The organism is Tritonibacter litoralis (assembly GCF_009496005.1).
GTDB classification, from domain to species: Bacteria; Pseudomonadota; Alphaproteobacteria; order Rhodobacterales; family Rhodobacteraceae; genus Epibacterium; species Epibacterium litoralis.
Map to the genome: position 1 here is coordinate 163136 of NZ_WIBF01000004.1, position 26090 is coordinate 189225.

The 26090-nt window shown below is 60.9% G+C and carries 19 protein-coding genes; 8 read left to right on the forward strand and 11 right to left on the reverse strand.

What is annotated here, in order from left to right:
- Positions 1-112: 112 nt before the first annotated feature.
- The 3 genes from GFB49_RS08760 (at position 113) to panC (ending at position 3176) form a co-directional block, all read left to right on the forward strand.
- Positions 113-1231 (forward strand): acetoin utilization protein AcuC, encoded by a 1119-nt coding sequence (locus GFB49_RS08760; protein WP_153215477.1) that lies wholly within the window; start codon positions 113-115, stop codon positions 1229-1231.
- Positions 1232-1485: 254 nt separating this feature from the next.
- Complete coding sequence (gene panB / locus GFB49_RS08765) at positions 1486-2328, forward strand: 3-methyl-2-oxobutanoate hydroxymethyltransferase (protein ID WP_153215478.1); 843 nt, start codon at positions 1486-1488, stop codon at positions 2326-2328.
- Positions 2325-3176 (forward strand): pantoate--beta-alanine ligase, encoded by an 852-nt coding sequence (gene panC / locus GFB49_RS08770; RefSeq protein ID WP_153215479.1) that lies wholly within the window; start codon positions 2325-2327, stop codon positions 3174-3176. Before panB ends, panC begins: the two co-directional genes overlap by 4 nt.
- Positions 3177-3188: 12 nt before the next feature.
- Here the strand turns inward: panC and idi are convergent, their stop codons facing one another.
- The 9 genes from idi to GFB49_RS08815 form a co-directional block, all read right to left on the reverse strand.
- Complete coding sequence (idi, locus tag GFB49_RS08775) at positions 3189-3719, reverse strand: isopentenyl-diphosphate Delta-isomerase (RefSeq protein WP_153215480.1); 531 nt, start codon at positions 3717-3719, stop codon at positions 3189-3191.
- A gap of 160 nt (positions 3720-3879) precedes the next feature.
- Positions 3880-4293: a c-type cytochrome gene (locus GFB49_RS08780; RefSeq protein WP_153215481.1), complete on the reverse strand. Its 414-nt coding sequence runs from the start codon at positions 4291-4293 to the stop codon at positions 3880-3882.
- Positions 4294-4405: 112 nt separating this feature from the next.
- Entirely contained in the window at positions 4406-5446 is a 1041-nt protein-coding gene (locus GFB49_RS08785; protein WP_153215482.1) for a P1 family peptidase, read from the reverse strand.
- 24 nt (positions 5447-5470) lie between these two features.
- A complete protein-coding gene (gene arfB / locus GFB49_RS08790) occupies positions 5471-5890 on the reverse strand; it encodes an alternative ribosome rescue aminoacyl-tRNA hydrolase ArfB (protein WP_153215483.1) in 420 nt (139 codons plus the stop codon).
- A gap of 336 nt (positions 5891-6226) precedes the next feature.
- A complete protein-coding gene (locus GFB49_RS08795) occupies positions 6227-6856 on the reverse strand; it encodes a queuosine precursor transporter (RefSeq protein ID WP_153215484.1) in 630 nt (209 codons plus the stop codon).
- Between the two features lie 180 nt (positions 6857-7036).
- On the reverse strand, positions 7037-7888 hold the full coding sequence (locus tag GFB49_RS08800; RefSeq protein WP_343032522.1) for an esterase-like activity of phytase family protein: 852 nt from the start codon (positions 7886-7888) through the stop codon (positions 7037-7039).
- 32 nt (positions 7889-7920) lie between these two features.
- Positions 7921-8790, reverse strand: coding sequence for a penicillin-insensitive murein endopeptidase (gene mepA, locus GFB49_RS08805; protein WP_153215486.1), 870 nt, complete (start codon positions 8788-8790; stop codon positions 7921-7923).
- A complete protein-coding gene (locus GFB49_RS08810) occupies positions 8787-10151 on the reverse strand; it encodes an MFS transporter (RefSeq protein ID WP_153215487.1) in 1365 nt (454 codons plus the stop codon). The genes mepA and GFB49_RS08810 overlap by 4 nt, the downstream gene beginning before the upstream one ends.
- A gap of 44 nt (positions 10152-10195) precedes the next feature.
- Entirely contained in the window at positions 10196-10759 is a 564-nt protein-coding gene (locus GFB49_RS08815) for an acyl-CoA thioesterase (RefSeq protein WP_153215488.1), read from the reverse strand.
- 144 nt (positions 10760-10903) lie between these two features.
- On the opposite strand from GFB49_RS08815, the gene GFB49_RS08820 reads away from it, so the two are divergent.
- The 3 genes from GFB49_RS08820 to yaaA all read left to right on the forward strand — a co-directional run bounded on the left by GFB49_RS08820 (position 10904) and on the right by yaaA (position 14153).
- Positions 10904-11191 carry a YggT family protein gene (locus tag GFB49_RS08820; protein WP_153215489.1) on the forward strand — a complete coding sequence of 96 codons (288 nt, stop codon included), beginning with the start codon at positions 10904-10906 and terminating at the stop codon, positions 11189-11191.
- A 110-nt stretch (positions 11192-11301) separates the two neighbouring features.
- On the forward strand, positions 11302-13350 hold the full coding sequence (gene recQ, locus GFB49_RS08825) for a DNA helicase RecQ (RefSeq protein WP_153215490.1): 2049 nt from the start codon (positions 11302-11304) through the stop codon (positions 13348-13350).
- Positions 13351-13382: 32 nt separating this feature from the next.
- A complete protein-coding gene (gene yaaA / locus GFB49_RS08830; protein ID WP_153215491.1) occupies positions 13383-14153 on the forward strand; it encodes a peroxide stress protein YaaA in 771 nt (256 codons plus the stop codon).
- On the opposite strand, the gene GFB49_RS08835 is transcribed toward yaaA, so the two are convergent.
- Positions 14150-16402 carry a response regulator gene (locus tag GFB49_RS08835; protein ID WP_153215492.1) on the reverse strand — a complete coding sequence of 751 codons (2253 nt, stop codon included), beginning with the start codon at positions 16400-16402 and terminating at the stop codon, positions 14150-14152. The two genes, yaaA and GFB49_RS08835, sit on opposite strands and share 4 nt — an antisense overlap.
- Before the next feature lie 152 nt (positions 16403-16554).
- Here GFB49_RS08835 and GFB49_RS08840 point away from each other — a divergent pair, with 152 nt between their 5' ends.
- The gene (locus GFB49_RS08840; RefSeq protein ID WP_153215493.1) at positions 16555-21984 is read left to right on the forward strand and encodes an alpha-2-macroglobulin family protein; all 5430 of its coding nucleotides are present in this window, start codon (positions 16555-16557) and stop codon (positions 21982-21984) included.
- Complete coding sequence (pbpC, locus tag GFB49_RS08845) at positions 21981-24011, forward strand: penicillin-binding protein 1C (RefSeq protein WP_153215494.1); 2031 nt, start codon at positions 21981-21983, stop codon at positions 24009-24011. Before GFB49_RS08840 ends, pbpC begins: the two co-directional genes overlap by 4 nt.
- A gap of 30 nt (positions 24012-24041) precedes the next feature.
- Here pbpC and GFB49_RS08850 read toward each other — a convergent pair whose 3' ends face one another.
- Complete coding sequence (locus GFB49_RS08850) at positions 24042-26087, reverse strand: hypothetical protein (RefSeq protein WP_153215495.1); 2046 nt, start codon at positions 26085-26087, stop codon at positions 24042-24044.
- Between the last annotated feature and the right edge of the window lie 3 nt (positions 26088-26090).

Genomic DNA, 26090 nt, shown 5'->3' on the forward strand with positions numbered 1-26090 from the left:
TGTCGAATCGTCGGCTCACAGTGCCGATAGCGCATTGGAGCCTAAGGCAAAGTGATTAACTCCGGCTGTAAAAGCAGTTTGGATCACGACGCGCTCGGGTTAGATCCAGACTATGCTTCATGATCCGCTCTTTATCGGCCACGATATTTACCGCCTCTCCAGCTATGGCAAAAGCCACCCTTTGCGCGTGCCACGGGTGTCGTCGGTGATGGACTTGTCCCGCGCCTTGGGCTGGCTGCCGCCCTCGGCCTTTCGGCGCGCGCCGCGGGCAAAACCCCGTGCGTTGGAGGCCTGGCATCACCCGGACTATATCGCTGCGCTGGTGGCCGCCGAACAGGCGCAACAGGTCACAGAAGACACCCGCAAGCGGCATCAGCTGGGCACCCATTCCAACCCCGTCTTTGCCGAGATGTTCCGCCGCCCGGCCACCTCAGCCGGGGCGTCCATTCTGGCGGGTGAGCTTTTGGCCCGGGGGGGGCAGGTCTATAACCCCGCGGGCGGGACCCACCACGGGATGCCGGACCGGGCCAATGGGTTCTGCTATTTGAACGATCCGGTCTTGGCGATTTTGTCCTTGCGCCATCAAGGTGTGCGCCGGGTGGTCTATGTGGACATCGACGCACATCACCCGGATGGGGTGGAGGTGGGTTTTCAAGGGGATCCGGAGGTTCTTATGATCTCCATCCACGAAGACAATCTGTGGCCACGGACCGGCGGCGTGCAGGAGACTGCAGGCGGATCGGCGGTCAACTTGCCGGTGCCACGTGGGTTCAACGACAGCGAAATGGCCCTGGCGCGGGAGGCTTTGGTTTTACCCCTGGTACAGCGGTTCGAGCCAGAGGCGATTATCCTGCAATGCGGAGCGGACGCGGTGGTTGAAGATCCGCTGGCGCATCTTGCCCTGTCCAACAATGCGCATTGGGCGTTTCTGGACCATCTGATGGGGGTGGCCCCCCGCCTGCTGGTTCTGGGTGGCGGCGGCTATAACCCCTGGTCGGTGGCACGACTGTGGACGGGAATTTGGGGCACGCTCAACGGGTTTGATATCCCAGCCCTATTGCCCGAACCAGCCCAGGCTGTTTTGCGGCAGCTGCGGTTTGATGGCCACCGGCTGGGGCGCAATCCGCCAGAGCATTGGTTTACAACGCTGCGGGACGCGCCGCGCAATGGGCCGATCAGCGACGAGGTCGCCGAGCGAATTGCGTTTTTGCAGGCCCGCCACCAGCTGTGATCACAGGAAAAGGCGTCATTTGACGCAACGCCCCGTATTTTTACGGAACCCTTTGAAGGTGCGGCCAAAGGGCTCAAATCAGAAAAGCCCACAGCGGGTAAACCCCTGTTTGGGTGGGGCTTTTTTATGAGCCGCGATCAAACGGTCGGGTAACAATCTTGCGCTGCAGCGCAGCGGGGCGGCGTTTGAACCACTGGAATCTCCTGTCCAAAATTGATAGGTCACCCCAACCGCAGCCGACTGGAGGACCGCCAATGAGCGCGACGGCCCGCAAAAAAGCACCAAATGCTGATGACATTCGAGCCCGCAAAGGGGGGGAGCCCCTGGTCTGCTTGACCGCCTATACCACGCCAATGGCGGGTTTGATGGATCCTCATTGCGACATTGTTCTGGTTGGAGACAGCGTTGGTATGGTGTTGCATGGTCTGCCTTCGACCCTGGCTGTGACGATGGAGATGATGATCATGCACGGGCAGGCGGTTGCCCGCGGCATTGAGAGATCCATGTTGGTGATCGACATGCCCTTTGCCTCATACGAGGAAGGACCGGCCCAGGCCTTTCGCAATGCGGCGCGTTTGATGGCGGAAACCGGCGCAGCGGCGGTCAAGCTGGAAGGTGGCGTCCATATGGAAGAGACCATCCGCTTCCTGACTCAGCGCGGCATTCCTGTGATGGCCCATATTGGTTTGACACCACAATCTGTGAACACATTGGGCGGATACAAGGTGCAGGGCCGGGATGCAGCCGCGGAACAGGTTCTGGCCGATGCCAAGGCGATTGAAGCGGCGGGGGCCTTTTCTGTTGTTCTGGAAAAACTGCCCGCTTCGCTTTCGGATCGGATCACTGCTGAAATCGCGATCCCGACCATTGGGATTGGAGCTTCTGTAGGCTGTGACGGGCAGATCCTTGTGGTGGATGACATGCTGGGCTTTTTCACCGCCTTTAAGCCGAAATTTGTGAAACGCTATGCAGATCTTGGCCCGGCAGCCGAAGCGGCGATTGCGGAATATGCAGCCGAAGTGCGCGCGCGAAGCTTCCCGGCCCCTGAACATGTCTTTGCAGATCAGGCCCCTGCCAAAAAAGGGACAGCCTCATGAGCGCGCCAATTGTGCGCGCCCTTGCGGATCTGCGGGCGCAATATCAAACTTGGGTGCGAGCAGGTGAAACTGTGGGTGTTGTGCCCACAATGGGCGCGCTGCACCAAGGTCATCTGTCGCTGGTCCAAGCCGCCAAAGCGGCCTGTGACCGGGTGATTGTTACCATCTTCGTGAACCCCAAACAGTTCAACAGCCCGGAAGACCTGGCAAAATACCCCCGAACCGAAGACCAGGATGCGGCCAAGCTGGCGCCCTTTGATGTGGATGTGGTCTTTGTCCCCAACGCGGATGAGATCTATCCTGAGGGCTATGCAACCACGGTGTCTGTAACCGGAGTCAGCGACACATTGGAAGGGGCCTTCCGTCCCGGCCATTTTGACGGGGTGGCAACGGTGGTGGCCAAGCTGTTCCTGATGACCGGCGCGCACAAGGCGTTTTTTGGCGAGAAGGATTATCAGCAGCTGATGTTGGTGCGTCAGATGGCGCGGGATCTGAACATCCCGATCGAGGTGGTCGGCTGTCCCACTGTGCGCGAAGCCTCGGGCCTTGCGATGTCCTCACGCAATCTGCGCCTTGGTGATGCGGCCAAGGCCAAAGCCTGTGTTCTGTATCAACTGATGACCGCTGCAACGGCGCAATTGGCGGAAGGCATGAATTGGGAAGAGGTTCAGAAATCCGCACTCACCGAACTGGCACAGGCCGGGTTTGGCGAGGTTGAGTATTTTGAACTGCGCTGCGCGGACACCTTGCAACCTGTGTCCGACCTTACAAAACCCGCGCGTCTTTTGGCGGCGGCCTGGCTGGATGGGGTTCGGCTGATCGACAATATTGCGGTGGCCTCTGCGTAAACGCGCGGCCGCTCAGATCTTGAGATCTGGGCCAAAAATCACATCGGCATAATCCGCCAAATAGATCTTGAGCCAGGGCGTGAAACGTTCCGGGTGGCGCGCGATCTCGGCCTGCAGGTCGTGATAATCCACCCAGCGGGTTTCCATAACTTCTTCGGGATTTGGCGTGACATTGATCACCCGGTGGGCGTGGGCCAGAAACACATCGACCTCTTCATGCTCGATCATGCCATTGCCGACATCTGCGCGGTATTCCAGCCGGTGCCGAAATTCGGGATAAAGGCCCCGAATGCCCAGTTCTTCGCGCAGCCGCCGCATGGCGCAGGCCACGGGTTCCTCATCCCATTTGGGATGGGTGCAGCAGCTGTTCGCCCACAGACCGGGCGTGTGATATTTGCTGAGCGCGCGCCGCTGCATCAGGATTGCGCCGGATTTCACCACAAACACCGACACGGCTTTGTGGCGCAGACCCTTCTCATGGGCTGCGACCTTGTCGACGGGTTGTAATTCTCCATTTACCCAAGCCGGGATGAGATGGCTCATGTGCAGACGGGATCCAGAAGGGTTGCGCGTGCCCAAATGGGCAGGGTGAGGAGAAAAGGATAGCAGGAGAACAAGGCCCTCGGCACAAGAAAAGCCGCGGCCCGTGGTCGCGGCTTTGAGAAAATCACAGAACCCGCGTCATCCAAGCGGGTGGTCGGCCTTATTCGGCGGCGACACTTTCCAGATAGGCGTAAACATCCTCAGCGCCATTTTTCAGGCGGAAGGACATTTTGGATTTGGCTTTTGAATCGCCAGTTGCCTCTTTCAGATACCCATTGGGATCTGCGGTGAACGCCGCAAAGGACTCCATGTCCCAGGCCTGACCAGCTTCACCCGCCGCAATCATCGACTTGCTGTATTTAAAGCCTTCTGCGGTGCCCAATGTACGTCCTGCAACGCCATAAAGGTTCGGACCGGTTTTGCCACCTTTGACGATGGTTTCACCTGCGTCCGAAACGATCATGTGGCAGGCTTTGCACTTCTTGAACCCTTTTTCGCCTTTGGCTGCATCTCCCGCATGTGCGGCAGAGCTGGCGAGCATGATCAGTCCAGCGACTGTTAAAATTCGTTTCATTTCAGCTTGCTCCAGTATATCCGGCTAGCTTCTATAAGGTCTGCAGGGGCATCAGAGTCAACGCGACGTTGGTCGTGAAACCGTCACAACGGGGCAATTGGGACAATCTGTCCTAGCGGCCTGCGGCGTTTTCCTGCCAACAGGGCAACAGATCGTCATCTTCTGGTTGAGCGTGGTATATCCCCCGCGCAATGGCGCGGCTCAGGCACAATGCAGCGGCATGGCAGAGGTCAGGCAAGATCGCCTCCCCATCGCTTGAGTCGTTTGTATTGGTCGACACCGCAAAGACGAGATCCCCATCCATGGGCGTATGGGCCGGTACAACAGCGCGGCCAATACCGTCATGGGCCGCAATGGCCAGACGTTGGCTTTGCGCCTTGGTCAAATCAGCATCTGTGGCCACAATGGCGATGGTGGTATTGGCGCGCTCCCCCAGCGCTGCATCTGGTGACCCCATAATTTTACGCATCGCGCGCAGCTTGGCGCTGTCAAGATCGCGGCCCAAACCCGCCCGTGGGTCTGGCCCAAGCCCGCCAAATTCGTCCTCAATCTCAAAAGGGGCCGCCCAGAAATGATGTGTGCCAGCGGTGGTCACCGACCCCATCGGATTGGCTGCAACCAGAGCCGCGACGGTGACGCCATTGTCCAGAACAAGCGACGCAGAGCCCAGCCCCCCTTTGAGCGATGCGGTTGTTGCACCGGTGCCCGCGCCGTGGCTGCCCAATGCAAACTCGGGTGCCGCAGCTGCCAATGCTGCGCGTCCCAGCTCCAAATAGGGGTTGGTGGTCCAGGATTTGTCACCACCGTTGAGCAGATCAAACAGGATTGCACCGGGGACAATGGGGATGATCGCAGGGCCCAATGTGAACCCGCGCCCTTGGGCGCGCAGCCCCTCGGACACGCCTGAACAGGCATCCAACCCAAAGGCAGAGCCGCCGGACAAAACCAGCGCGTCGACTTTGGCCACAGATTTATCCGGCGCCAAAAGATCGGTTTCCCGCGTGCCGGGCGCACCCCCCATCACATGGACTGCGGCGGTAAACGGCTCTGCGCCGATCAACACCGTAGTGCCGGATTTCAGGGCCGGATTCTTGGCATTTCCGACCTGCAAGCCCGGCACATCGGTGATCAGATTTCGGGGACCTGGCTGCATAGGGGGCTCCTTTTGGGGGAATGTTCAGTCGTCCTGCACCCGGCCACGCAGGGATTTGACCTCTCCACGCTGTTTTTTGGCAGAGAGACGACGTTGGACGGACCCGCGTGTGGGTTTGGTTGCAATCCTGCGCTTGGGCACTACGGTGGCCTGTTGGATCAGGGCAGCCAGACGTTCCCGCGCCAGATCCCGGTTGCGGGCCTGACTGCGGGTTTCGTCGCAAAACAGAATAATCGCCCCTTCTTTGGTCCAGCGACGCCCCGCCAGACGGCGCAGGCGTTTCTTGACCGCAGGTGTCAAAGAGGGGGAGCGTTCAGCCTCAAACCGCAGTTCGACGGCTGTGGACACTTTGTTCACATTCTGACCGCCAGGGCCAGAGGCGCGGATAAACTGTTCGGTCAGTTCCCAATCTTGCAAAGTGATGGTGTCAGAGATGCGCAGCATGAACGAGATCCTTCTGACCGGTTTATGCCGCGATTTGACCGTCAGGTTAAGAGGGGACAGCGTCGGGGTCCGATTTTGAGACACAACAGCTGTTTGAAACAACAAAAGGGCTGTTCGATTTTGCGCAACGAACAGCCCTTCTTGAGTATTCGGAGGTGCGCCGGTTAGGCGGTCACCAATTCAGGGTTAAACTCAGCTAAGGGCTGCCCTAGCCTTGCGCCTCCCGAACTGTTCCGACACCGATCTCCAAGTTCTCAATAGACACTAGAGCACCTCCTTTCTGAATGTTACGCGTAAGGGTAGCGTGCCACAGAATTGAGAGATGTCAAAACAAAATCATGTGGTCTGTGCGCCAAACCGCCCCACGATGATGCGGAAGGGCACAAGGGCCAGCAGCGCAAGGGCGAGTTTTACGCACCAATCGGCAAAGGCAAGCGAGACCCAAAGCGGCACCACAGCGCCTGCGCCCATAAAGGGAACACCCTCCCAGGACCAGTTGATGGCAGCGTCCGCATCTGCCCCAAAGAAAGGGATCGCGGCTGAAAAGGCGATGGTGAAAAAGAGAGCCGTGTCCAGCGCCGAGCCCACAAGGGTCGAGATCAAAGGCGCGCGCCACCAACGGCCGGATTTGAAGCGATCAAAAATCGCCACATCACACATCTGCGCCACCAGGAAAGCGGTGCCAGAGGCAACGGCAATCCGCAAGGGCACCGCGGGGCCAAATTCCAGCATGATCTGGCTGCCGATCAACGAGCAGATGACGCCGGTGACAAAGCCTGCGAACACGACCTTGCGCGCGGCGGCCATGCCATAGATGCGGTTCATCACATCGGTGACCAGAAAGGCCAGCGGATAGGTGAACGCGCCCCAGGTGAGCCATTGGCCGAAGAGGAATTGAACAAGAATATTGGACGCCACAACAATGGCGGCCATGGCGGCAATGCCGGGCAGATGTATACGTGTCATCAATAGGATCCGTTTTAACAAGGTCGCGGAGACTTGGGCCGCCGTGTGCGGCCGAAGCCGTGCCTTTAGCGCCTGTTGGGGATAAAATCAACCGGTGCGCTCCCGCCCGTCGCTGGGTGTTTTGGCAAAACACCGCTCCCGTTGGGCCAGGCAGCGCGCCAGGGGCGCGCTGCGGTTGCGTCAGTTGGGCAGGTGGTATTCCACCAATTCACTGCGTTGAAAGGGCATGAAATTGTCGTCCGAGACCATAGTGGCGCGCAGCCCGCCGGTGGCGGTGCGCCAGACGGAGAGCCCTTCGAGGTTGTCATGGGCGGCGAGGCCGGTGCGCAGCAGCTCGGTTTCATTGGTCAGCCCCTCTTCTGAGAGATCCCAACGCCGCAAGCGGCTGCGAAACCCGATCCAGACGAATTTACGTTCCAAGAGGTAGAACCGCCCGTCGGGGCCAATATCAAGACCGACGGGCAGGTAGCCATCGTATTTTGAGATGGAAAACGGCTGTTCCCACCGCGCCCCATCCCAGCGCCAGACCGGGAATTGGTCGCCGGGGCTGTTTTCGGGCACGGTATAAAGCTGCCCATGGCTGTCGATCCCCAGCGCTTCGAGGGCCTTGTTGTCTTCGTAGACACGAAACGCCTTGGGGCGGGGCAGATCCTGTGCGGCGGAGCGGTGGCTGTTGTAGCGGCTCACACGTGCCTGGCCTTCAAAAGAGACAAACAATGCCCCATCCGGTGCAAGCGCGAGCCCTTCGCTGTCCACAGAGTCGCGCCCGCTGGTCATGGTTTGCCCCTTGCGGTTGCGCAGTTGGTTGTGGCTGTGCACCAAAAGGCCGGAAATCCTGTCAGCTTGCCGCTCAATCACCCCTTCCAGCAGGTGAGAGCGATCGGTGAGCAGGACCACCTTTTGACCATCGGCCGCCACCGATATCGCGGAAAAGCCGCCAAACCATTGCGGTTTGGCGCGCAGCTCAAGACTGCTGAGGAACCGTGCCGGGCCGGGATCCACCTCGTTGCGGCCCGCGGCATAGCCGGCCACTGCCAGGCTGGCGCCTAACAGGAGGGGAACAATTACCTTGATTGCAAAACGGCGGCGCATTGTTGAGGAAGATCCGAAAGAGTGAAATCGCGTCTGGGTTTAGGCTTTGGCGCTTTGGGGTCGACTGGTTTTGGCGCAGGAGGGTTTAAAATGTCCCTAACCCAGCGTTCTGCATCCGCGCAGCCGTCGCCTTTTGGCGGCGCAGCCTGATCCACGCAGCCTTTTGCGCCACGTGGGCAGTTCAGCCGGACATGAAAATGATAGTGGTGCCCCCACCAGGGACGGATTTTACGCAGCCAGCGGCGATCTCCTTTGGCCTCCTTGCACATTTGCACTTTGGCCCCGGGAAAGACAAAGATCCGCGCCACACGTTTGTCCTTGGCGGCAGCGCGCAGGATGGCATGGTGCTGGGGGCTCCAGTTGCTGTTGACATAAGCGCCCCCCGCGCGACGCAATGAGATCGAAGAGATGTTTTCCCGCGCGTTGCGGGACAGACGCAGTTGATCCGCCGGGCGCATCCAGATGTCGATATCCAGACCAATCTGGTGACTGCGGTGCCCGGACAGCATCGGCCCACCTCGCGGTTGGCTGATATCCCCGATATAAAGCCCGTTCCAGCCGGGCTGTTTGGCCGCAAACCGGCTGAGATCCTGGACAAAATCAATTGCTGAGGGATGACCCCAGTTCCGGTTGCGCGACAAACGCATCGCTTGCCATGTCGGCCCGGTTTCCGGCAGTTCCACGGCACCGGCCACGCAGCCCTTGGCATAAGAGCCAAATGGAGCCGGGCGTTGGGCCGAGCCTTCCGCCTTGGCTCCGAACAGCTGTTTCGCCGGCGGGGCCGCAGCGGCTGGAGTGATTAAACTGAGGACAATGAAAAACGTGGCACAAAACAGTCTCAACCCTGATCTCCTTCTGCTCGGACCCACCCTAGCAGAAGAAGCCCAAGGACAAAGAGGACAATGAGCGGTGCCATTCCCAAACGCGCGCTTTCGCTTATGGTTGTGGCAATCCCAATCAACAGGGGCGCCAGAAACGCCGTTGCGCGCCCCGACAGCCCATAAAGGCCAAAGCTTTCGGCGGCGGCATGTGATGCCGTATGGCGCACCATCAAGGTGCGGCTGGCGGCCTGCAAAATACCGCCAAATCCGCCGATCAGAACACCACAGATGAAAAACACTGCGTCCGGTACAGGCGAACCCGCCGCCAGCGGGATGCCAAAAAGCTGTTCGCGCGACATGCCAACCACGACGGCACAAACGGCCATCAGAACCAGGATCGCAGTGACAATAACGGGTTTCGGACCAAATCTGCGGTCGGCAATCCCGCCCAGCCAGCTGAAGGCCGCGGCGGAAATGGCGGCGATTATGCCAAACACCCCGATTTGGGTGATCTCCCACTCCAGCACCAGCCGCGCATAGACCCCGCCAAACGCATAAAGCCCGTTCAGCGCATCGCGATACAGCATCGAGCCGGCTAGGAAGGCAGCCAGGCTTTTGCGGTGGCGCAGGGCCTTGACCGATTGCACTACACGCCCAACGGCCTGACCAGGGCTCAGCCTGCGTCCGGACACCGCGGGATCGCGCACCCACAGCGCATAAGGCAGCATAAAGATCACAAACCAAAGCGCCACAATGGGTCCCACCGCACGGGTGCCTTCGCGCGCGGCGGCGTCCAGGCCAAAGATCGGGTCCAGCCCGATCAGCGTCTTGCCATTGGCCTGTTCCACGAACAGCAACAGCATGATGAACAGCGATAAAACCCCGCCCAAATAACCAAAGGCAAAGCCCGAGCCCGAGATCGCGCCAACCGCGTCTCGCTTGCCCAGCGATGGCAGCTGCGCGTTGACAAAAATCGCAGCAAATTCGGCACCAATGAAGCCCACGCCAAAGCTGATCAGCATCAGATAGAGGTTGCTGCCGCCCGGATCCATGAACCACAGACCCAAGGCCCCCAGGACATAAAGCGCGGAAAACCCACCGATCCACGGCAGCTTGCGCCCCGACCCGTCCGCCATGGCCCCAACAAAGGGCGCCAAAAGACCGATGGTCAGGCCTGTGAGGGTCAGACATCTGGACCACAGGGTCTGCGCCTCGGCCTTGGCCGCCTCAGCACCAGCGCCCAGAGCCATAAAATGATCGGCGGCGACCGCTGCAAAAAACGGGCTGAACACAAAGGTCACCAGCAAAGTATGATAGGGCTGGCTGGCCCAATCAAAAAACCACCATCCCCAAATACGCTTGCGCGCTGAAACCTGCACCATGTCACTGCCTTCTGGTTAACCCAAGGGAACTTATGAAGGTGGCCCTATGGGCTGGCAACCCCGTCTTGTGCATCTTGGCGCTGCGGGGGCCAGGGACGCAGGTGATCTGCCGCACACCAGGCCTTGACCCAATCGGGCAGCTCGGGTGCGGGCCCCGTGGCCCCCAATGCCGCCAATAATTTGGACGGCGCCACGATCCCATGGGCATCGGTCACAGCCGTGCGCAACAGCGCGTGATTGGCGCAGTCGCCATTGGCTTTCCACATGCTCTGTTCCAAATAGATGAATTTGTCATCCCAGCCCACACAGACCGACCGCATCTCGATCCGCTCAAACAGGCGGATGCGTTTGCGAAACCGGACCGAGCTGCCGGCCACGGTGACGGACCAGCGTTTCTGTCGCAGAACCCGGATCAAACCAACCCGCCAAGACAGCATGGTGCGGCCCAGATCAAACAGGGTCATGGTGCGCCCGTTGTTCAGCTCCAGCCAGATATCCAGATCCCAGGGCCAGCAGATGTGAAAAGACCGGTGCTCCTCGAGCAGGTTCAGCTGGGGTTGGCGGGACGCGAGACAGAGATCCTTGACCATGCGCAGGACCGGGTACATATGACACTCCTTCATATGGGCCTTCAATGGGACTGTGCCTGTGATGCCATGGGTTTACCGCTCGTCAACCGCGACCTCGCGGAAGCCTTGCGTATTTGGATCGGGATGCATACCTATTGAGCCGTTGCAACAAAGGGAAAAGACATGCAGTCGTTGTTTCAAATCTTGATGCTGATCCTAGATGTCGTCTGGTTCTTCATCATTGCCCATGTGATCATGAGCTGGTTGATCAACTTCCAGGTCTTGAACCTGCATCAGCAGTTTGTCGGCCAGATCTGGTATGGCCTTAACCGCATTCTTGAGCCGATCTATGGTCCGGTGCGCCGTGTGCTGCCCAATATGTCGGGCATTGATATCGCGCCGCTGGTGGTGCTGATCGGCGTCTATGCGCTGCGGATTGTCCTGCAAAACAATATTGCGGCCTTCTATTAAAGCGCTCCAATAAAACTTGTGGCAACGGCGCGGCGGCCTCTTGCCGCCCGATTCGCCTTGTGAGATTGTGGCTGCCACACGAGCAGCAGTCATAACAGCACGAGGCCCGCATGACCGGCCCCACCGCCGCCACTCCGCTTTTGCGGGATATCTTTGGATTCGATGGGTTTCGTCCGGGTCAGGAGGAAATCGTCGATGCGGTGGCTGCGGGGGAAAATGTCCTTGCCATCATGCCCACCGGTGGCGGCAAATCGCTGTGTTTTCAACTTCCTGCGCTGATGCGCGAGGGTATTACCGTTGTCATTTCACCGCTGATTGCCTTGATGCGCGATCAGGTGCGCGCCCTGCAGGAGGCGGGTGTGTCGGCCGGGGCGCTGACCTCGGGCAACACAGAAGAAGAGACCGAAGCGGTTTGGGAAGCCATCGAACAGGGGCAGCTGAAGCTTTTGTACATGGCACCGGAACGTCTGGCCTCGGGCGCGGCGCTGGGCACGCTCAGACGGATCGGCGTCAGCCTGATCGCGGTGGACGAGGCCCATTGCGTGAGCCAATGGGGCCATGATTTCCGCCCTGACTACTTGCGAATTGGGGAATTGCGCCGCGCGCTGGATGTGCCTTTGGCAGCCTTTACAGCAACCGCGGATCAGGAAACCCGTGAAGAGATTGTTCAAAAGCTCTTTGACGGGGAAGCGCCGCGCAGTTTCTTGCGGGGGTTTGATCGTCCTAACATCCACTTGGCTTTTGCAGCCAAAGACGGCCCGCGTCGCCAGATTCTGGACTTTGCCGACGCACGCAAAGGGCAGTCCGGCATTGTTTATTGCGGAACACGAGCCAAGACGGAGGGGCTTGCACAGGCTTTACGGGAAGCGGGACATTCTGCCTGCCATTATCACGGTGGGATGGAGGCCGAGGATCGCCGTATTGTCGAAACCCGGTTTGCCCGCGAAGACGGGTTGATTGTGGTGGCCACCGTGGCCTTTGGCATGGGCATCGACAAGCCTGACATCCGTTGGGTGGCCCATGCGGATCTGCCCAAATCGATTGAATCCTATTATCAGGAAATCGGCCGCGCCGGTCGCGATGGTGCCCCGGCGGAGACGCTGACCCTGTTTGGCGCTGATGATATCCGCCTGCGCCGGTCGCAGATCGACGAAGGTCTGGCCCCGCCGGAACGCCGCGCCGCGGATCACGCGCGGCTGAATGCGCTGCTGGGCCTGTCCGAGGCGCTGAAATGTCGTCGCCAGACCCTGTTGGCCTATTTTGGCGAAGTTGCCGAACCCTGCGGGCATTGTGATCTGTGTGACAGCCCGGTGGATGTGTTTGATGGTACCACAGCGGTGCGCAAAGCGCTGTCAGCCATTTTGCGCACGGATGAGACCTATGGCAGTGGTCACCTGATTGATATTCTGACCGGCCAGCAGACCGACCGGATCCGCGAACGGCGCCATGACGAACTCTCGGTCTATGCCTGTGGTCAGGAATACAACAAACGCGAATGGCAGGCGGTGTTTCGCCAGATGATGGGCCATGATCTGGTGCGACCTGATCCGGAACGCCATGGGGCGCTGCGCATGACCGAAGCGGCGCTGCCGATCCTGAAAGGGCAGGCCTCGATTGAGTTGCGGCGCGACAGTATTGCCAAGGCAACCCGTCGTCCGGCGGTCAAAGCGCTGGTGTCTGAAGAGGATGCACCGCTGTTGTCGGCGCTCAAGGCCAAGCGGCGCGGGCTGGCCGAGGCGCAGAAAGTCCCGGCCTATGTGATTTTCCCGGACCGCACATTGATCGAAATGGCCGAGAAACGGCCGCAAACGCTGGATGACATGGCGCGGATCAACGGGGTGGGGGCCAAGAAGCTGGATCGCTATGGCGATGCGTTTCTGTCGGTCATCACAGGCGAGGCAGAACAGTTGCACCCTGCCCGGCGCAAGCTGGCCAGCGTGGGGGCAGGGGATGTTTATGATGCGCTTTTGGAAGCGCAGGCGCGGCTGGCCCGGGGTGAGACCGGGCTGGACAAACCGCTGAGCTGTTCGGCGTCGATGTTGGCCAAAGTGGCGCAGCTGCGCCCGGATGATGAATTTGGCGTGAACAAACTGCTGGGGGAGCGCCGCGCGCAACGTTTCGCGGCGGCGTTTCTGGACGTTCTGCGCGGCGTGAGCTAGGTCAGGTCAAGGATCAAAGGGAACAAGACGCGATGTTGGTGGTTGTATCTCCGGCCAAGAAGCTGGATTGGGCGGAACATGCAGGTGAGATGACGACGCCTGCGTTTCAGGATGACGCCATTGCATTGGCCGAAGTGGCCCGTGGCCTGAGTGTGGCGGATTTGCAGAAGCTGATGCATATCAGTGAAGCCCTGGCCCAGTTGAACCACGACCGGTTCCGCAGCTTTGCGCCGGCGCCGGATGAGACCGAGCTGCGCCACGCGGTCTTTGCCTTTGCGGGCGATACCTATCAGGGTCTGGAAGCTGCCTCGCTGGAGGCCGACGAACTGGACTGGGCGCAGCGCCATTTCCGTATTCTGTCAGGCCTTTACGGGCTGTTGCGCCCCCTGGACGGCATGCAGCCTTATCGGTTGGAGATGGGATCGCGGCTGAAAAACCCGCGCGGCAAGAATTTATATGACTATTGGGGGCGCCAGATTTCGGATGCGCTGAATGTACAGGCGGCTGAGGCCGGGGCACGCATGTTGGTGAACTGTGCAAGCCAAGAGTATTTCGGTGCTGTGGATCTGGACGCGCTGGAGATCCCGGTGGTCACGCCCGTCTTTATGGAAGATAAGGAGGGCACGCCCAAGATCGTGAGCTTTTACGCCAAACGGGCCCGCGGGGCGATGGCGCGCTTTGTGATCCAAAACCGGCTGACAGAGGCCAAAAGCCTGCTGGATTTTGACCTTGGCGGATATGCGTATCAGCCGAGCCTTTCGACCCCGGAAAAACCGGTGTTTCTGCGCAGCGGCGCGCGTTAACCCCGCAGCGGCTGTGCGCCCGTTGGCAGATGGGCGTCAATCCGTTCATGGATGAGGTTTTTGCGCAGCGGTTTGGTCAGATAAAAATCGAGACCCGCTGCCAGAATGCCATCGCTGTCGCCGGTCATCGCATGCGCCGTAAGCGCGACAATTGGCACGTGTTTTCCGGTGGTGGATTCGATCCGCCGGATTTCGCTTGTGGCCTGTTTGCCGTCCATGATGGGCATGGAGATATCCATGAAAATCAGATCCGGTTTGAAGTCCTGATAACCTTCGACCGCCTCCACCCCATTGTTGGCAAACTTCAGATCTATGTTCAGCTCTTTGACCATCTTGCGGAAGACCAATTGGTTGGTCTTGTTGTCTTCGGCCGCCAGAACGCGCATCTTTGGCGCGCCTGAGACAGCCACATGGGCCAAATCATCGCCAGCCTGAACCTCGACCGAGACGGTTTTTTCAGCCGGTGCCTGCGCCGCTGGGGCCGCCTGTGCCGCCGGGGCTGCCTGTGCCACGGGAGGGGCACCATTGGCGATTTCATTGAGCTTCTTGAACAATTCCAGACGGGGCACCGGCTTGGCGACGACTGCATTTGTCACCTGCTGCACGGTTTCATTGCTCACCACACCGGGTGAGGCGCTGAGCGCCAGGATGGGCACCTGTGGACCCAGGGCCGTGCGCAATTCCTGGGCCAGGGCCACACCATCGGTGCCAGCCATGTCACAGTCGCAGATCACCAGATCGGCCGGCGGCTGCAGCTTTTGCAGCACCTCTTCCCGGTTTGTTGCGCGTTCAATGGTCAGCCCCAGCTGCAGCAGCTGTTTTTCCACGATCTCGCGGCTGGCGTCCTGGTCGTCAATCAGCAGAACCCGTTTCAGCGTATCAGGCAGCTTGGGCACGTCCACTGTTTTGGGGTCGCCCACTGGCAGCACCAGACGGAAGCCGAAACAGGATCCCTTGCCCTCGTCACTTTCGACCCAGATCTCACCGCCCATCATTTCAATCAGACGTTTGGTGATCGCAAGACCCAGGCCGGTGCCTTCGAACTTGCGGTTGCGCTCATCCTCGACCTGATTGAATTCGCCGAAGATATGGCCCAGCTTTTCTTCGGGGATGCCGATGCCGGTGTCTTCGACGGTGATGTGAATGGCGCAGCTGTTTTCCTTGTGGGTGGGAACCCCGGTGGCGCGCAGCGCGACATGACCGGATTTGGTGAACTTCACCGCATTGCCCACAAGATTGGTCAGGATCTGCCGGAACCGGCCCGGATCGCCCACAAAGGTCGACGGCAGGAACAGATCGTAATCCACCATCATCGACAGACCTTTGTCCCGCGCTGATGGCTGCAGCAGCATCACCACCTCGTGGATGCTCTGTTCCAGATTGAACGGTTCCGGATGCAGGATCAGCTTCTCCGCCTCGATCTTGGAATAATCAAGCACGTCATTGATGATCACCAACAGCGCTTCGCCCGAGTTCTTGATCGTATTGGCATAAAGAGCCTGTTCCGAAGTCAGGCTGGTGTCGTTCAGCAGCTCAGCCATGCCCACAACACCGTTCATGGGCGTTCGGATCTCATGGCTCATATTGGCCAGGAAGGCGGATTTGGCGCGGTTTGCCGCCTCGGCGCGTTCCCGAGCGGTGCGCAGCTCTTCTTCGTATTGGACGGTGGTGGTGATATCCAGCGCCAGGCTGACCATATCGCCGCCATGGCCCCGCTGGTCCAACAGTTTCAGATACCGATCGTCCCACAGCCGCACCACAACCGGTTCGGGGGACGCCGACATCCAGCGTTCTGTCATCATCTTACGCCAGGCATCCATCGGCATGTCGCCGGTGTTGATCAACCCTTCGTCGGTCAACAGCTGCAGAATGCGGATATAGGAAATGCCGGGCACAACCTCTTCAAGACCGTCAAAGATATTGAGATAGGCCGCATTGGCGCCAATCAGATTGCTGTCATTGTCAAAAAACGCAAAGCCATCCTGGAACGCCTGAATGGAATGCCACAGCCGTTGTTCCGCCTGAACAACCTTCTCATGGGCTTGGCTGAGGTCGTTTTTAACCTTCTCGTTTTCCACACGGACGGTTTTGACTTCGGCCTGTGTGGCGCCAATTTGTTTGGTCAGGGCCAGCGCGTGGCGGCCCAATTTTCGGTTCGCGGCCGTCAACTCCGCCTGCTTGAGTTCAAGCAAACGCTCGGCCGCCAAACGCGCGCGCCGTTCTTCCGCTAACCGGTTTGCAAGGCTCATCCCTGCTCTACTCCAACAAAATGCGACCGTGGGGAAGACCACCCACCTGGTACCAAAGCCAAAATGTGACCTAAACTGAACTAGTGTTAAGGTGGAAATACTTGCTATGGCGTTAAGCACGTGCGAGCCTTTGGCCAACACAGGAGAGATTTATGCGGCGTTGGATTGTTGCCGGTTTTCTGGCCCTGAATTTGCCTTTGTCTGCGCCATTTGCAGCAGCCCAAGAGGTGGTTCCAGCATTTCGGTTTCAGGGATTTGAGAATACAGATTTTTATGGCGCGGATCTTCAGCCGCTTTTTGATTCGGATTTAAAATCCTGCATTCGTTTGTGCGAAGGCGATGCAAATTGCACTGGGTTTGTTTTTAATCGCAATTCCAATGCGTGCTTTCCAAAAGCGGAAATGGAAACGCCTTCTGTTTACGATGGTGCGTTTTCTGCATTGAAACGCCCGATATCCGATGCGCTGCGGGCGCAGGGGCAGGCGCGGGCGCAGGTCTTGTCGTTTCTGTCAGAGCAGGATCTGACACGCGCCGGAGCTCTTGCGCGGGATCTGGGGCTGGATGTGGCCTGGCCAGACCAACCGGTTGAGGTGCTGGTCCAGCAGGCGCGCCGGTTGTGGCGCGCGGATCAACCTAATCAGGCCGCTCAGATCATGGCGCAGGCCGTGCTGGCCAGTGATCGCGCGGATCTGTGGAGCGAATACGCCCGTTACTTGCGCAAGGATACGTCCGGCTCCGGCGACGTTTTGCAGGCCCGTCAAGCGCGGACCCTATCGGCTGCGGTGAACGGTTTCCTGCGGGCGCCTGAGACAGGTGGGCAGGCCAGTGCGCTGATGCAGGTGGCCTTGGCCTTGGAAGCGTTGAATCGCGGCCGCGACATGATCCCGACCCTGCGGTTGGCACAGGATCTGGAACCGCGTCAGGCAGCGGCGGATCTTTTGGACACTGCGATTGGAAAATATGGGTTCCGTGTCACCGGAAGCGATGTGCAGACCGATACCGCCCAGCCCGAAATCTGCGTGACCTTCAGCGAAAAACTCCATGGCGAAGCGCAGGATTACGAGGCCTTTGTCCGCCTGCCCAGCCCGGATCTGGTGGTGCGCAGCCGGGGCCAGCAGCTGTGTATCGACGGCGTGGAATTTGGCGTGCGATACGCCTTTACTCTGCGTCGCGGATTGCCGGCCGCCAGCGGGGAGCTGCTGCACAAGGATGTGACGCTGACCCATTATGTCCGCGACCGCGCGCCGTCTGTGCGCTTTCCCGGTCGGGCCTATGTTTTGGCGCGCACGGGCGATGCAGCCCTGCCCATTGAAACCGTGAACCTCGATGCTGTGGATTTGCGCCTGCGCCGGGTCAGCGACCGCAACCTGCTGCGCGCGATGCAGGAGGACTTCTTTGCCCGGCCCCTGTCCTATTGGCAGGAACAAAGCTTTGACGGTGACATCGCCCAAGAGGTCTGGCGCGGCACGGCTGAGGTTGATCAGAGCCTGAACAAGGACGTCACCAACCGATTGCCGCTAGACACTGCGCTTCAGGACCAGCCGGTGGGGATTTACGCGCTGTCGGCTGCGATCCCAGGGGCCGATCCCTATGACAATCCGGCGGCCACGCAATGGTTTGTGCTGACGGATTTGGGGCTATCTACAGTATCCGGCAGCGATGGCTTACATGTGCAGGTTCTGGGCCTCGGCGATGCCCGCCCGCGCGATGGGATCGATGTGACGTTGATCTCGGCGGCCAACGGTGTTCTGGGCCGCGCGTCAACGGATGCCACTGGCTATGCACGATTTGAACCGGGTCTGACCCGTGGGCAGGGCGGCGGGGCCCCGGCCTTGGTGCTGGCACGTCAGGGTGCGGATGATTTTGCCTTTTTGTCGCTGCAGGACGCGGCGTTTGACCTGTCAGATCGTGGCGTTGAAGGGCGCGCGCCCGCTGGTCCCATTGATGCGTTTTTGGCCACGGACCGTGGGGCCTATCGCGCTGGTGAAAGCATCCAGACCACCGTGTTGTTGCGCAATGACAAGGCTCAAGCGTTAGAGGGCGTGCCTGTCACCGCCGTCCTGACACGACCGGATGGGGTGGAATACAGCCGCCATATCTCGGACGCGGGCCAATTGGGCGGCCATCATTTTACCCTGCCCATCGCAGCCTCGGCCCCGCGCGGCACGTGGCGATTGACGGTTCATGTGGACCCAAACGCACCGCCGCTGGCCTCGAAATCCGTGCTGGTCGAGGATTTCCAACCAGAGCGCATCGATTTCACGCAGACCCTCGCGGCTGAGACGCTGACCTTTGGCCAACCCACCGCTTTGTCGGTGGATGCCCGTTACCTCTTTGGCGCACCGGGGGCGGATCTGACGGTCCAAAGCGATATGATCCTGCGCAGCAGTGCGCAATTGCCGGATTGGCCTGGCTATCACTTTGGCCGCCACGACCAACCGGATGAAACGCGCCGCATCACCCTCAGCGCACCCAATACGGATGCCGCCGGGCAAACGCGCCTGCCTGTCACCCTGCCAGAGCTGCGCTCCACCGGCCGACCAATTTCGGCTGAGATACTGACCCGTGTCAGCGATGGCGCTGCCCGCCCGGTGGAGCGCAGCCTGACCGTGCCCGTGCGCAGCGACACGCCGATGATTGGCATCAAACGCGGTTTTGACGATGTAGTTGCACAGGGCACCGAAGCCCGGTTTGACGTGATAGCGGTGACCGGCGACCAGCGCCCCACGCCCATGCCGGTGCGCTGGCGTCTGAACCGGATCGAGACCCGGTATCAGTGGTATCAGCTTTATGGCAACTGGAACTGGGAAGCGACCGAGCGTCGCCACCGCGTGGCCTCAGGCCAGAGCCTGCTGGCAGATAAGCCCCTGACCTTGGATCTGCCTGTTGATTGGGGTGAATATGAACTGGAGATCGAGCGGGATGGCGGCGCATATCTGTCGGCCTCTTACCGGTTTTATGCCGGCTGGTATGTCGACGACGACAACGGTGCGACGCCGGATCGGTTGGACATGTCGCTGGACCGTCCGGACTATGCCCCCGGTGACACGGCTCAGCTGCGCATTGTGTCTGCCACCGGCGGCACCGCTTTGGTTTCAGTCCTGTCCAATCGTCTGATCGAACGTCACGCGGTTGATGTTCAGCCCGGCGAAACCTTGGTCCCCCTCACGGTGTCAGACGCCTGGGGCAGCGGCGCTTATGTCATGGCGCAGGTGTTGCAGCCCTTGCAGGACAAACCAGAACATGCGCCAACACGGGCCTTGGGCATTGCCCATGCCAGCGTTGTCCAGCCCGGTCAGACGCTTGCGGTGACCATCGATGCGCCGGATCTGCTGCGCCCAGGTGGCCCGCGCGAGATCCGGTTGCAGGTCGCGGGCGCAGAACCCGGCGAGGAGGTCTTTGTCTCGGTGGCGGCGGTGGATCAGGGGATCCTGAACCTCACCGGGTTTGAAACACCCGATCCCAGCGCGCATTACTATGGCCAGCGCCGTTTGGGAGTCGAACTCCGCGATCTCTATGGGCGGCTGATTGATCCGGGCAATGGAGCTTTGGGGCGGATCCGCTCGGGCGGGGATGCGGGCAACGGGATGAACATGAAGTCGCCGCCCCCAACCCAAGAGCTGATGGCGCGCAGTTCCGGCGTGTTGCAGGTTGGCCCCGATGGTACGGTGCGTTTCCCGTTTGATATCCCGGCCTTTAACGGTGAAATCCGCGTGATGGCTATGGCCTGGAGCGCATCTGCCTTGGGGCAGGCCGAGGCTGAGATCCCGGTGCGCGACCCCATTGTTGTGGCCGCCAGCCTGCCGCAGTTCCTGGCACCTGGCGATCAAAGCCGCGTGCTTCTGGACATAACCCAGGTTGAAGACGGCGAAGGTCCGGTGGCGCTTTCTGTCACAACAGGCGGTGAGGGCCTCAGCATTGGTCCGGTTCCTCAGACGCTGGATCTGGAGCAGGGCCGCAAACTGTCGCTGCAGATCCCGGTGGCGGCTGGCACGCAGACCGGGGACAATCAGATTACCGTCACCCTGACCACTGCGGATGGCCGCACTTTGGAACAGGATCTGGCGCTGGCAGTGGTTGCCAATGATCCAGAAGTTGCCACAACCCAGCGTATCCAATTGGCGGCGGGCAGCCCGTTCCGGTTTTCCGATGATGTCTTTGCAAATCTCAAACCCGGTTCGGGCCGCGCGCTCTTGTCCGCCGGACCTGTGGCACGGTTTGACGTGCCGGGGCTTTTGACCCAACTGGATCGCTACCCTTATGGTTGCACAGAGCAGGTCACATCGCGCGCTTTGCCGCTGTTGTATCTCTCGTCTGTGGCCGAGCAATCTGGTCTGGGCAGCCAACCGGACCTGGACCTGCGCGTTGCCGAGGCGATTGATACCATCTTGTCGCGACAAACCCGCAGCGGCGGATTTGGACTGTGGCGGGCCTCTGGGACGGAACAATGGCTGGATGCCTATGTGACTGATTTCCTGGCCCGCGCCCGTGATCAGGGACATGCCGTGCCCCAACGAGCCTTTGACCAGGCTTTGGACAATCTGCAAAACCGCGTGAACTATGCGCCGGACTTTGATCAGGGCGGCGAAGCCATCGCCTATGCGCTGCTGGTACTGGCCCGCGAAGGCGCGGCGGCTCTGGGCGATCTGCGCTATTATGCCGATGTCAAAGCAGAGGCCTTTGCCACGCCGATGGCCGTGGCACAGCTGGGCGCTGCTCTGGCCACCTATGGCGATCAGACGCGGGCGGATGCGCTTTTTGCGCAAGCCGGGCAAATGCTGGCGACACAAAACAATGAAACCCCCATGTGGCGCGCGGATTTCGGCACGTATCGCCGCGACACTGCTGCTGTTTTGACGCTGGCGGCTGAGGTCGGATCCAACGCGGTGGACCATGACGCGTTGAGCCGCCGGGTGGCGCAGGGCGGCGATCATTCCACGCAAGAGGCCGTCTGGCAGCTGCTGGCCGCACAGGCACTGTTGGAACGTCCCGAACAATCCGGTCTGCGGATCAATGGCGTGGCGGTCACTGGCCCCTTTGTCGAACTGCGCGAAGCAGGGGGCGCGGAACAGATCGTGACCGCTGCCGAAGGTCAGCTGGTCGATCTCACCCTGACCACCTTTGGCGTGCCCCTGACCCCGCCCGAGGCACGCGGATATGGCTACCGGATCGAACGCAACCACTATGGGATGGATGGCACGCCCTTGCTGCTTTCGGAACTGGAAGTCGGGACACGGTTTGTGACCGTGGTGCGGGTGGTGCCCGCCAATAGCCAGGGCGCGCGGTTGATGATCAATGATCCGCTGCCTGCCGGGGTCGAAATCGACAATCCCAACCTGTTGCGCAGCGGAGACCTGCGCGATTTTGACTGGCTGAATATCTCGGACGTGGAACAGGCTGAATTCCGCAGTGATCGCTTTCTGGCCGCCGTGGACAGCAACGGTGGCGGTGCCATCACGCTGGCCTATGTGGCGCGCGCGGTTTCTCCGGGCGTGTTCCACCTGCCTGCAGCCACGGTCGAGGATATGTATCGCCCGATCTATCGCGCCAATACCGCCGCCGGTCAGGTCTCCATTCGATGATCCACCGCCGCCCCATTCTGGCGCTGGGGGTTGGGATCTTCCTGTGGGTCGGCGTGTTGCTGCTGGACCGCTGGGTGGAGCAGACCGATCTGCCGCCCCTGCTGGCCGAGACCTCGGTTGAGGTGCGCGACCGCCGGGGGGCGTTGCTGCGCGCCTATCCCGTGGCAGATGGGATCTGGCGGCTGCGGGTTACGCCGGACCAGGTGGATCCACGCTTTCTTCAGATGTTGATCCGCTACGAGGACAAGCGGTTTTACGAACACTCCGGTATTGATCCGCGTGCATTGATGCGGGCCGCAGCGCAGGCAGTCTGGAACCGACGTGCGGTGTCTGGTGGCTCGACCCTGACAATGCAGGTGGCACGGCTGTTGGAGGATGGCACAACCGGGCGCTGGCCCGGCAAGCTGCGCCAGATCCGACTGGCCTTGGCGCTGGAACGCCATCTGACCAAGGATGAGATCCTGACGCTGTACCTGACCCATGCCCCCTATGGCGGCAATCTTGAAGGGGTGCGCGCCGCCACTCGCGCCTGGTTCGGCAAAGAGCCACGGCGTCTGACCCCGGCCCAATCCGCCCTGCTAGTCGCCTTGCCCCAGTCGCCCGAAACACGCCGTCCGGATCGCGCCCCTGACCGGGCAGAAGCGGCGCGCAACCGGGTGGCCACGCGCTTGCGCCACGCGGGGCTGATCTCGGCTGAGGAACAGGCAGAGGTTCACCAGGCAAAAATTCCCACCCGCCAGCATCCCTTTCCCCAGATCGCAGCCCATCTGGCGGATCGGGTGACCCGCCATAACCCCACGGCCCGGCACCTTGATCTGACGGTGGACAGGGACTTGCAGCAGTCACTGGAACGTCTCGCAGCCGCTGCGGTGCGAGATCAGGATCCACAGATGTCGGTGGCCATTCTGGTTGCCGATCATCACAGCGGCGCAGTGCTGGCCTCGGTCGGCGCGCCCGCCTATCGCGCAGATCGCGCGGGGTTTGTGGATATGACGCAGGCCTATCGCTCGCCCGGGTCCACACTGAAACCGCTGGTCTATGGTCTAGCCTTTGACCGGGGGCTGGCCCATCCCGAAACCTTGATCCATGACGGGCCGGTAGAGTTTGACGGCTATGCGCCGCAGAACTTTGACGGGGTGTTTCGCGGTGACCTGCGCCTGCGCGCGGCGTTGCAGCAGTCGCTCAATACGCCGGTTGTGCGGCTGACGCAGGCCTTGGGCCCCGCCCGCCTGATGGATGTGATGCGGCGCGGCGGCGTTGCGGGTCAATTGCCCGCAGGGCGCGCGGGGCTTGCGGTTGCCCTGGGCGGAGTGGGCCTGCGGCTCTCGGATCTGGTGCAGCTTTATGCGGGGATTGCGGCTGGCGGGCAGGGGATGCACCTGCGGTATCTGCAAGACGCGCCAGAAACAGCGGGCGCACGGATGTTGTCGCCGGTGTCGGCCTGGTATCTGGGTGACATCCTGCGGGATCTGCCACCGCCTCCCGGCGCGCAACCGCGTCAGCTGGCCTATAAAACCGGCACGTCTTATGGCCACCGGGATGCTTGGGCCATTGGCTGGGATGGGGACCATGTGATTGGTGTCTGGATGGGCCGCGCGGATGGCACACCAGTGCCCGGCGCCTTTGGCGGCGATCTGGCGGCACCTGTGCTGTTTCAAAGCTTTGGCCGCCTGAAACCGCAATTCGCCCCGCTGCCTGCGGCCCCTGCAGCGGCGCTGACAGTGACCACCGATGCCTTGCCGCGCCCCCTGCAGCGGTTCGAAGACCGCGCACCCGTGCGCCAAAAGGCGGAGGCCCTGCAGCTGTTGTTCCCACCTGATGGCGCGAATTTGGTAGCCTCGGATGCGCTGACCCTCAAGATCCAAGGCGGCGAGGCCCCGTTTATGGTGCTGCACAATGGCACGCCCGTGCGCAGCCGCATTCACCGCCGCGCGTTTGAGATCCCGATCACCGGACAGGGGTTTTCGCAATTGGTGGTGGTGGACCGGCTGGGCAACAGCGACCGCGTCGACATCCGCTTGCACTAAAACAACAGGGCGGGGGAGAGGCGGCTGGGATTACCCGCGCCGCCCCTCGCGCAGCCAGGCCGCCAGAACCAAAATGACGCTCATCAGCAGCAACAGCCAGGACGGCACCAGCGGAGTTTGCCGCACCGCCAGCGTCTCATAGGCGTTGCGCGGTGTCAGACCAATCCAGCCGCGCCCGGCTGCGGGACGCCCCAGCCGCACATCGCGCAGGCGCGGCAACCCCTCGGCAATGGCCAGATCACCGCCCTGGGCTGCCTTGATCAACGGAGCAAGCACGGCACCTGTTGCAATCGTCTCTTCAAACTCACGCGGGGCGGCGGGGCCCAGACCAATCACCGCCTCTGCATCGCCTTCGGCCAGGCGGTACAGCCCGATTTCGGGCCCGGTGAACTGCGCCTCAAACTGTCCGGGAGAGACCTCCTCCATCGGGACTTGGGTCACCACACCGCTGGGGTCGGTCACCGTGACGTCCCCAACCGAGCCGGTCAGGCTGCGGCGCAGAATGCGCATGGTCTGGCCATTGGCCTCAGCCCACAGCATGTCCTCTTCGAGGTCGGGTTCCTTCATCATCCAATGGGCCAGCCGTCGCAACAATTCCAACTGCGGCCCGCCCCCCTCATAGCCGCGGCTCCACAGCCAGGCATGGTCCGAGGCCAACAGCGCCACGCGCCCTTCCTCCACCCGGTTCAGCACCAGCAACGGGCGGTTGTCGACGCCGTTCATCAACACATGACCCTCGGGGGCGTTGAGTTCAATCTGACGCAACCAACGCCCCCAGGTTTCGGCGCCGGTCAGATCGGCGGTGACCGGATGGCGCGCCCCCAGATCGGACACGGTGGGGCGATAATGCTCCTCGATCACCCGCGCGGTTGGCTGGGCCGGCATAATCCGGGACAGAGGCGAACGGTAGATACTGTCGGCACTGGCAAAATCGGGCCCGGCCGCCACCAGCACCGCACCACCCTTGCGCACATATTCCGCCACATTGTCCAAATAGACCGAGGGCAAAATCCCGCGCCGCTTGTAGCGGTCAAAGATGATCAGATCGAAATCCTCGATCTTTTCCAGAAACAGCTCCCGCGTGGGAAAGGCAATCAGCGACAGCTCTTCGACCGGCACGCCGTCCTGCTTCTCAGGCGGGCGCAGGATGGTGAAATGGACCAGATCCACGGCGCTGTCAGATTTCAACAAGTTGCGCCATGTGCGCCCACCGGGGTGCGGCTCGCCCGAGACCAGAAGCACCCGCAGCCGGTCCCGCACGCCATTGATTTGCACCAGGGCAGTGTTGTTGCGATCCGTCAACTCACCCTCGGCGGTGGGCACGGTAAACTGGATCACATTGCGCCCGCCATGGGGCAGGGCGATGGGCAGTTCAAAATCAACGCCAACCGGCAGGGTGAACTGCTGCGCCTCTCCCCCGTCGATGGAAATCTCCAGCCGGGAAACCCCGCCGGTATCAGGCGCGGCCCCCTGATCTTCGATCCGCAGCGACAGGGTGACAGGTTCGCCGATGATGGCAAAGCTTGGGGCCTGTTGCACCACCAGTCGCCGGTCCCAGTCGCTGTCCCGACCGGTCCGCAACAGATGCAGGGGGGCAGGCAGGTCTGGCGGCACATCCAGATCATGCACTTGCCCGTCTGAAATGGCGATGATACCCGCAACCCGGCCGCTGGGCTCATTGGCCAGCGCTTCGGTTATGGCGGTTACCAGCTCGGTGCCCGCATTGCCCGCGCCATCGGCCAAGACCACTTCCCGCAGTTCGGTATGGGCCCGGCTGGCGGCGGCCTCGCGAATATGGTCCAGAGCGCGACTGTTTTGGTCTGGCCGGTCCGACAAGCGCTGGCTGGCGCTTTGATCGCTCACAACCAAGACGATGTCATCCAATGGCGCCCGCTCTTCGGTCTGCGAAATCGGTCCGGCCAAGGCAACGGTCAGGATCACGGCGGCCAAGGCGCGCAACAGCCAGCCCGACAACCCTTTCCACGCGGCCAGCCCTGCCGCCAGCAGGCTGAGCACGCCAAGCGCCCAGATCACAGCCCAGGGCACCAATGGATCAAACAGGATATTGTGGCTCATCTT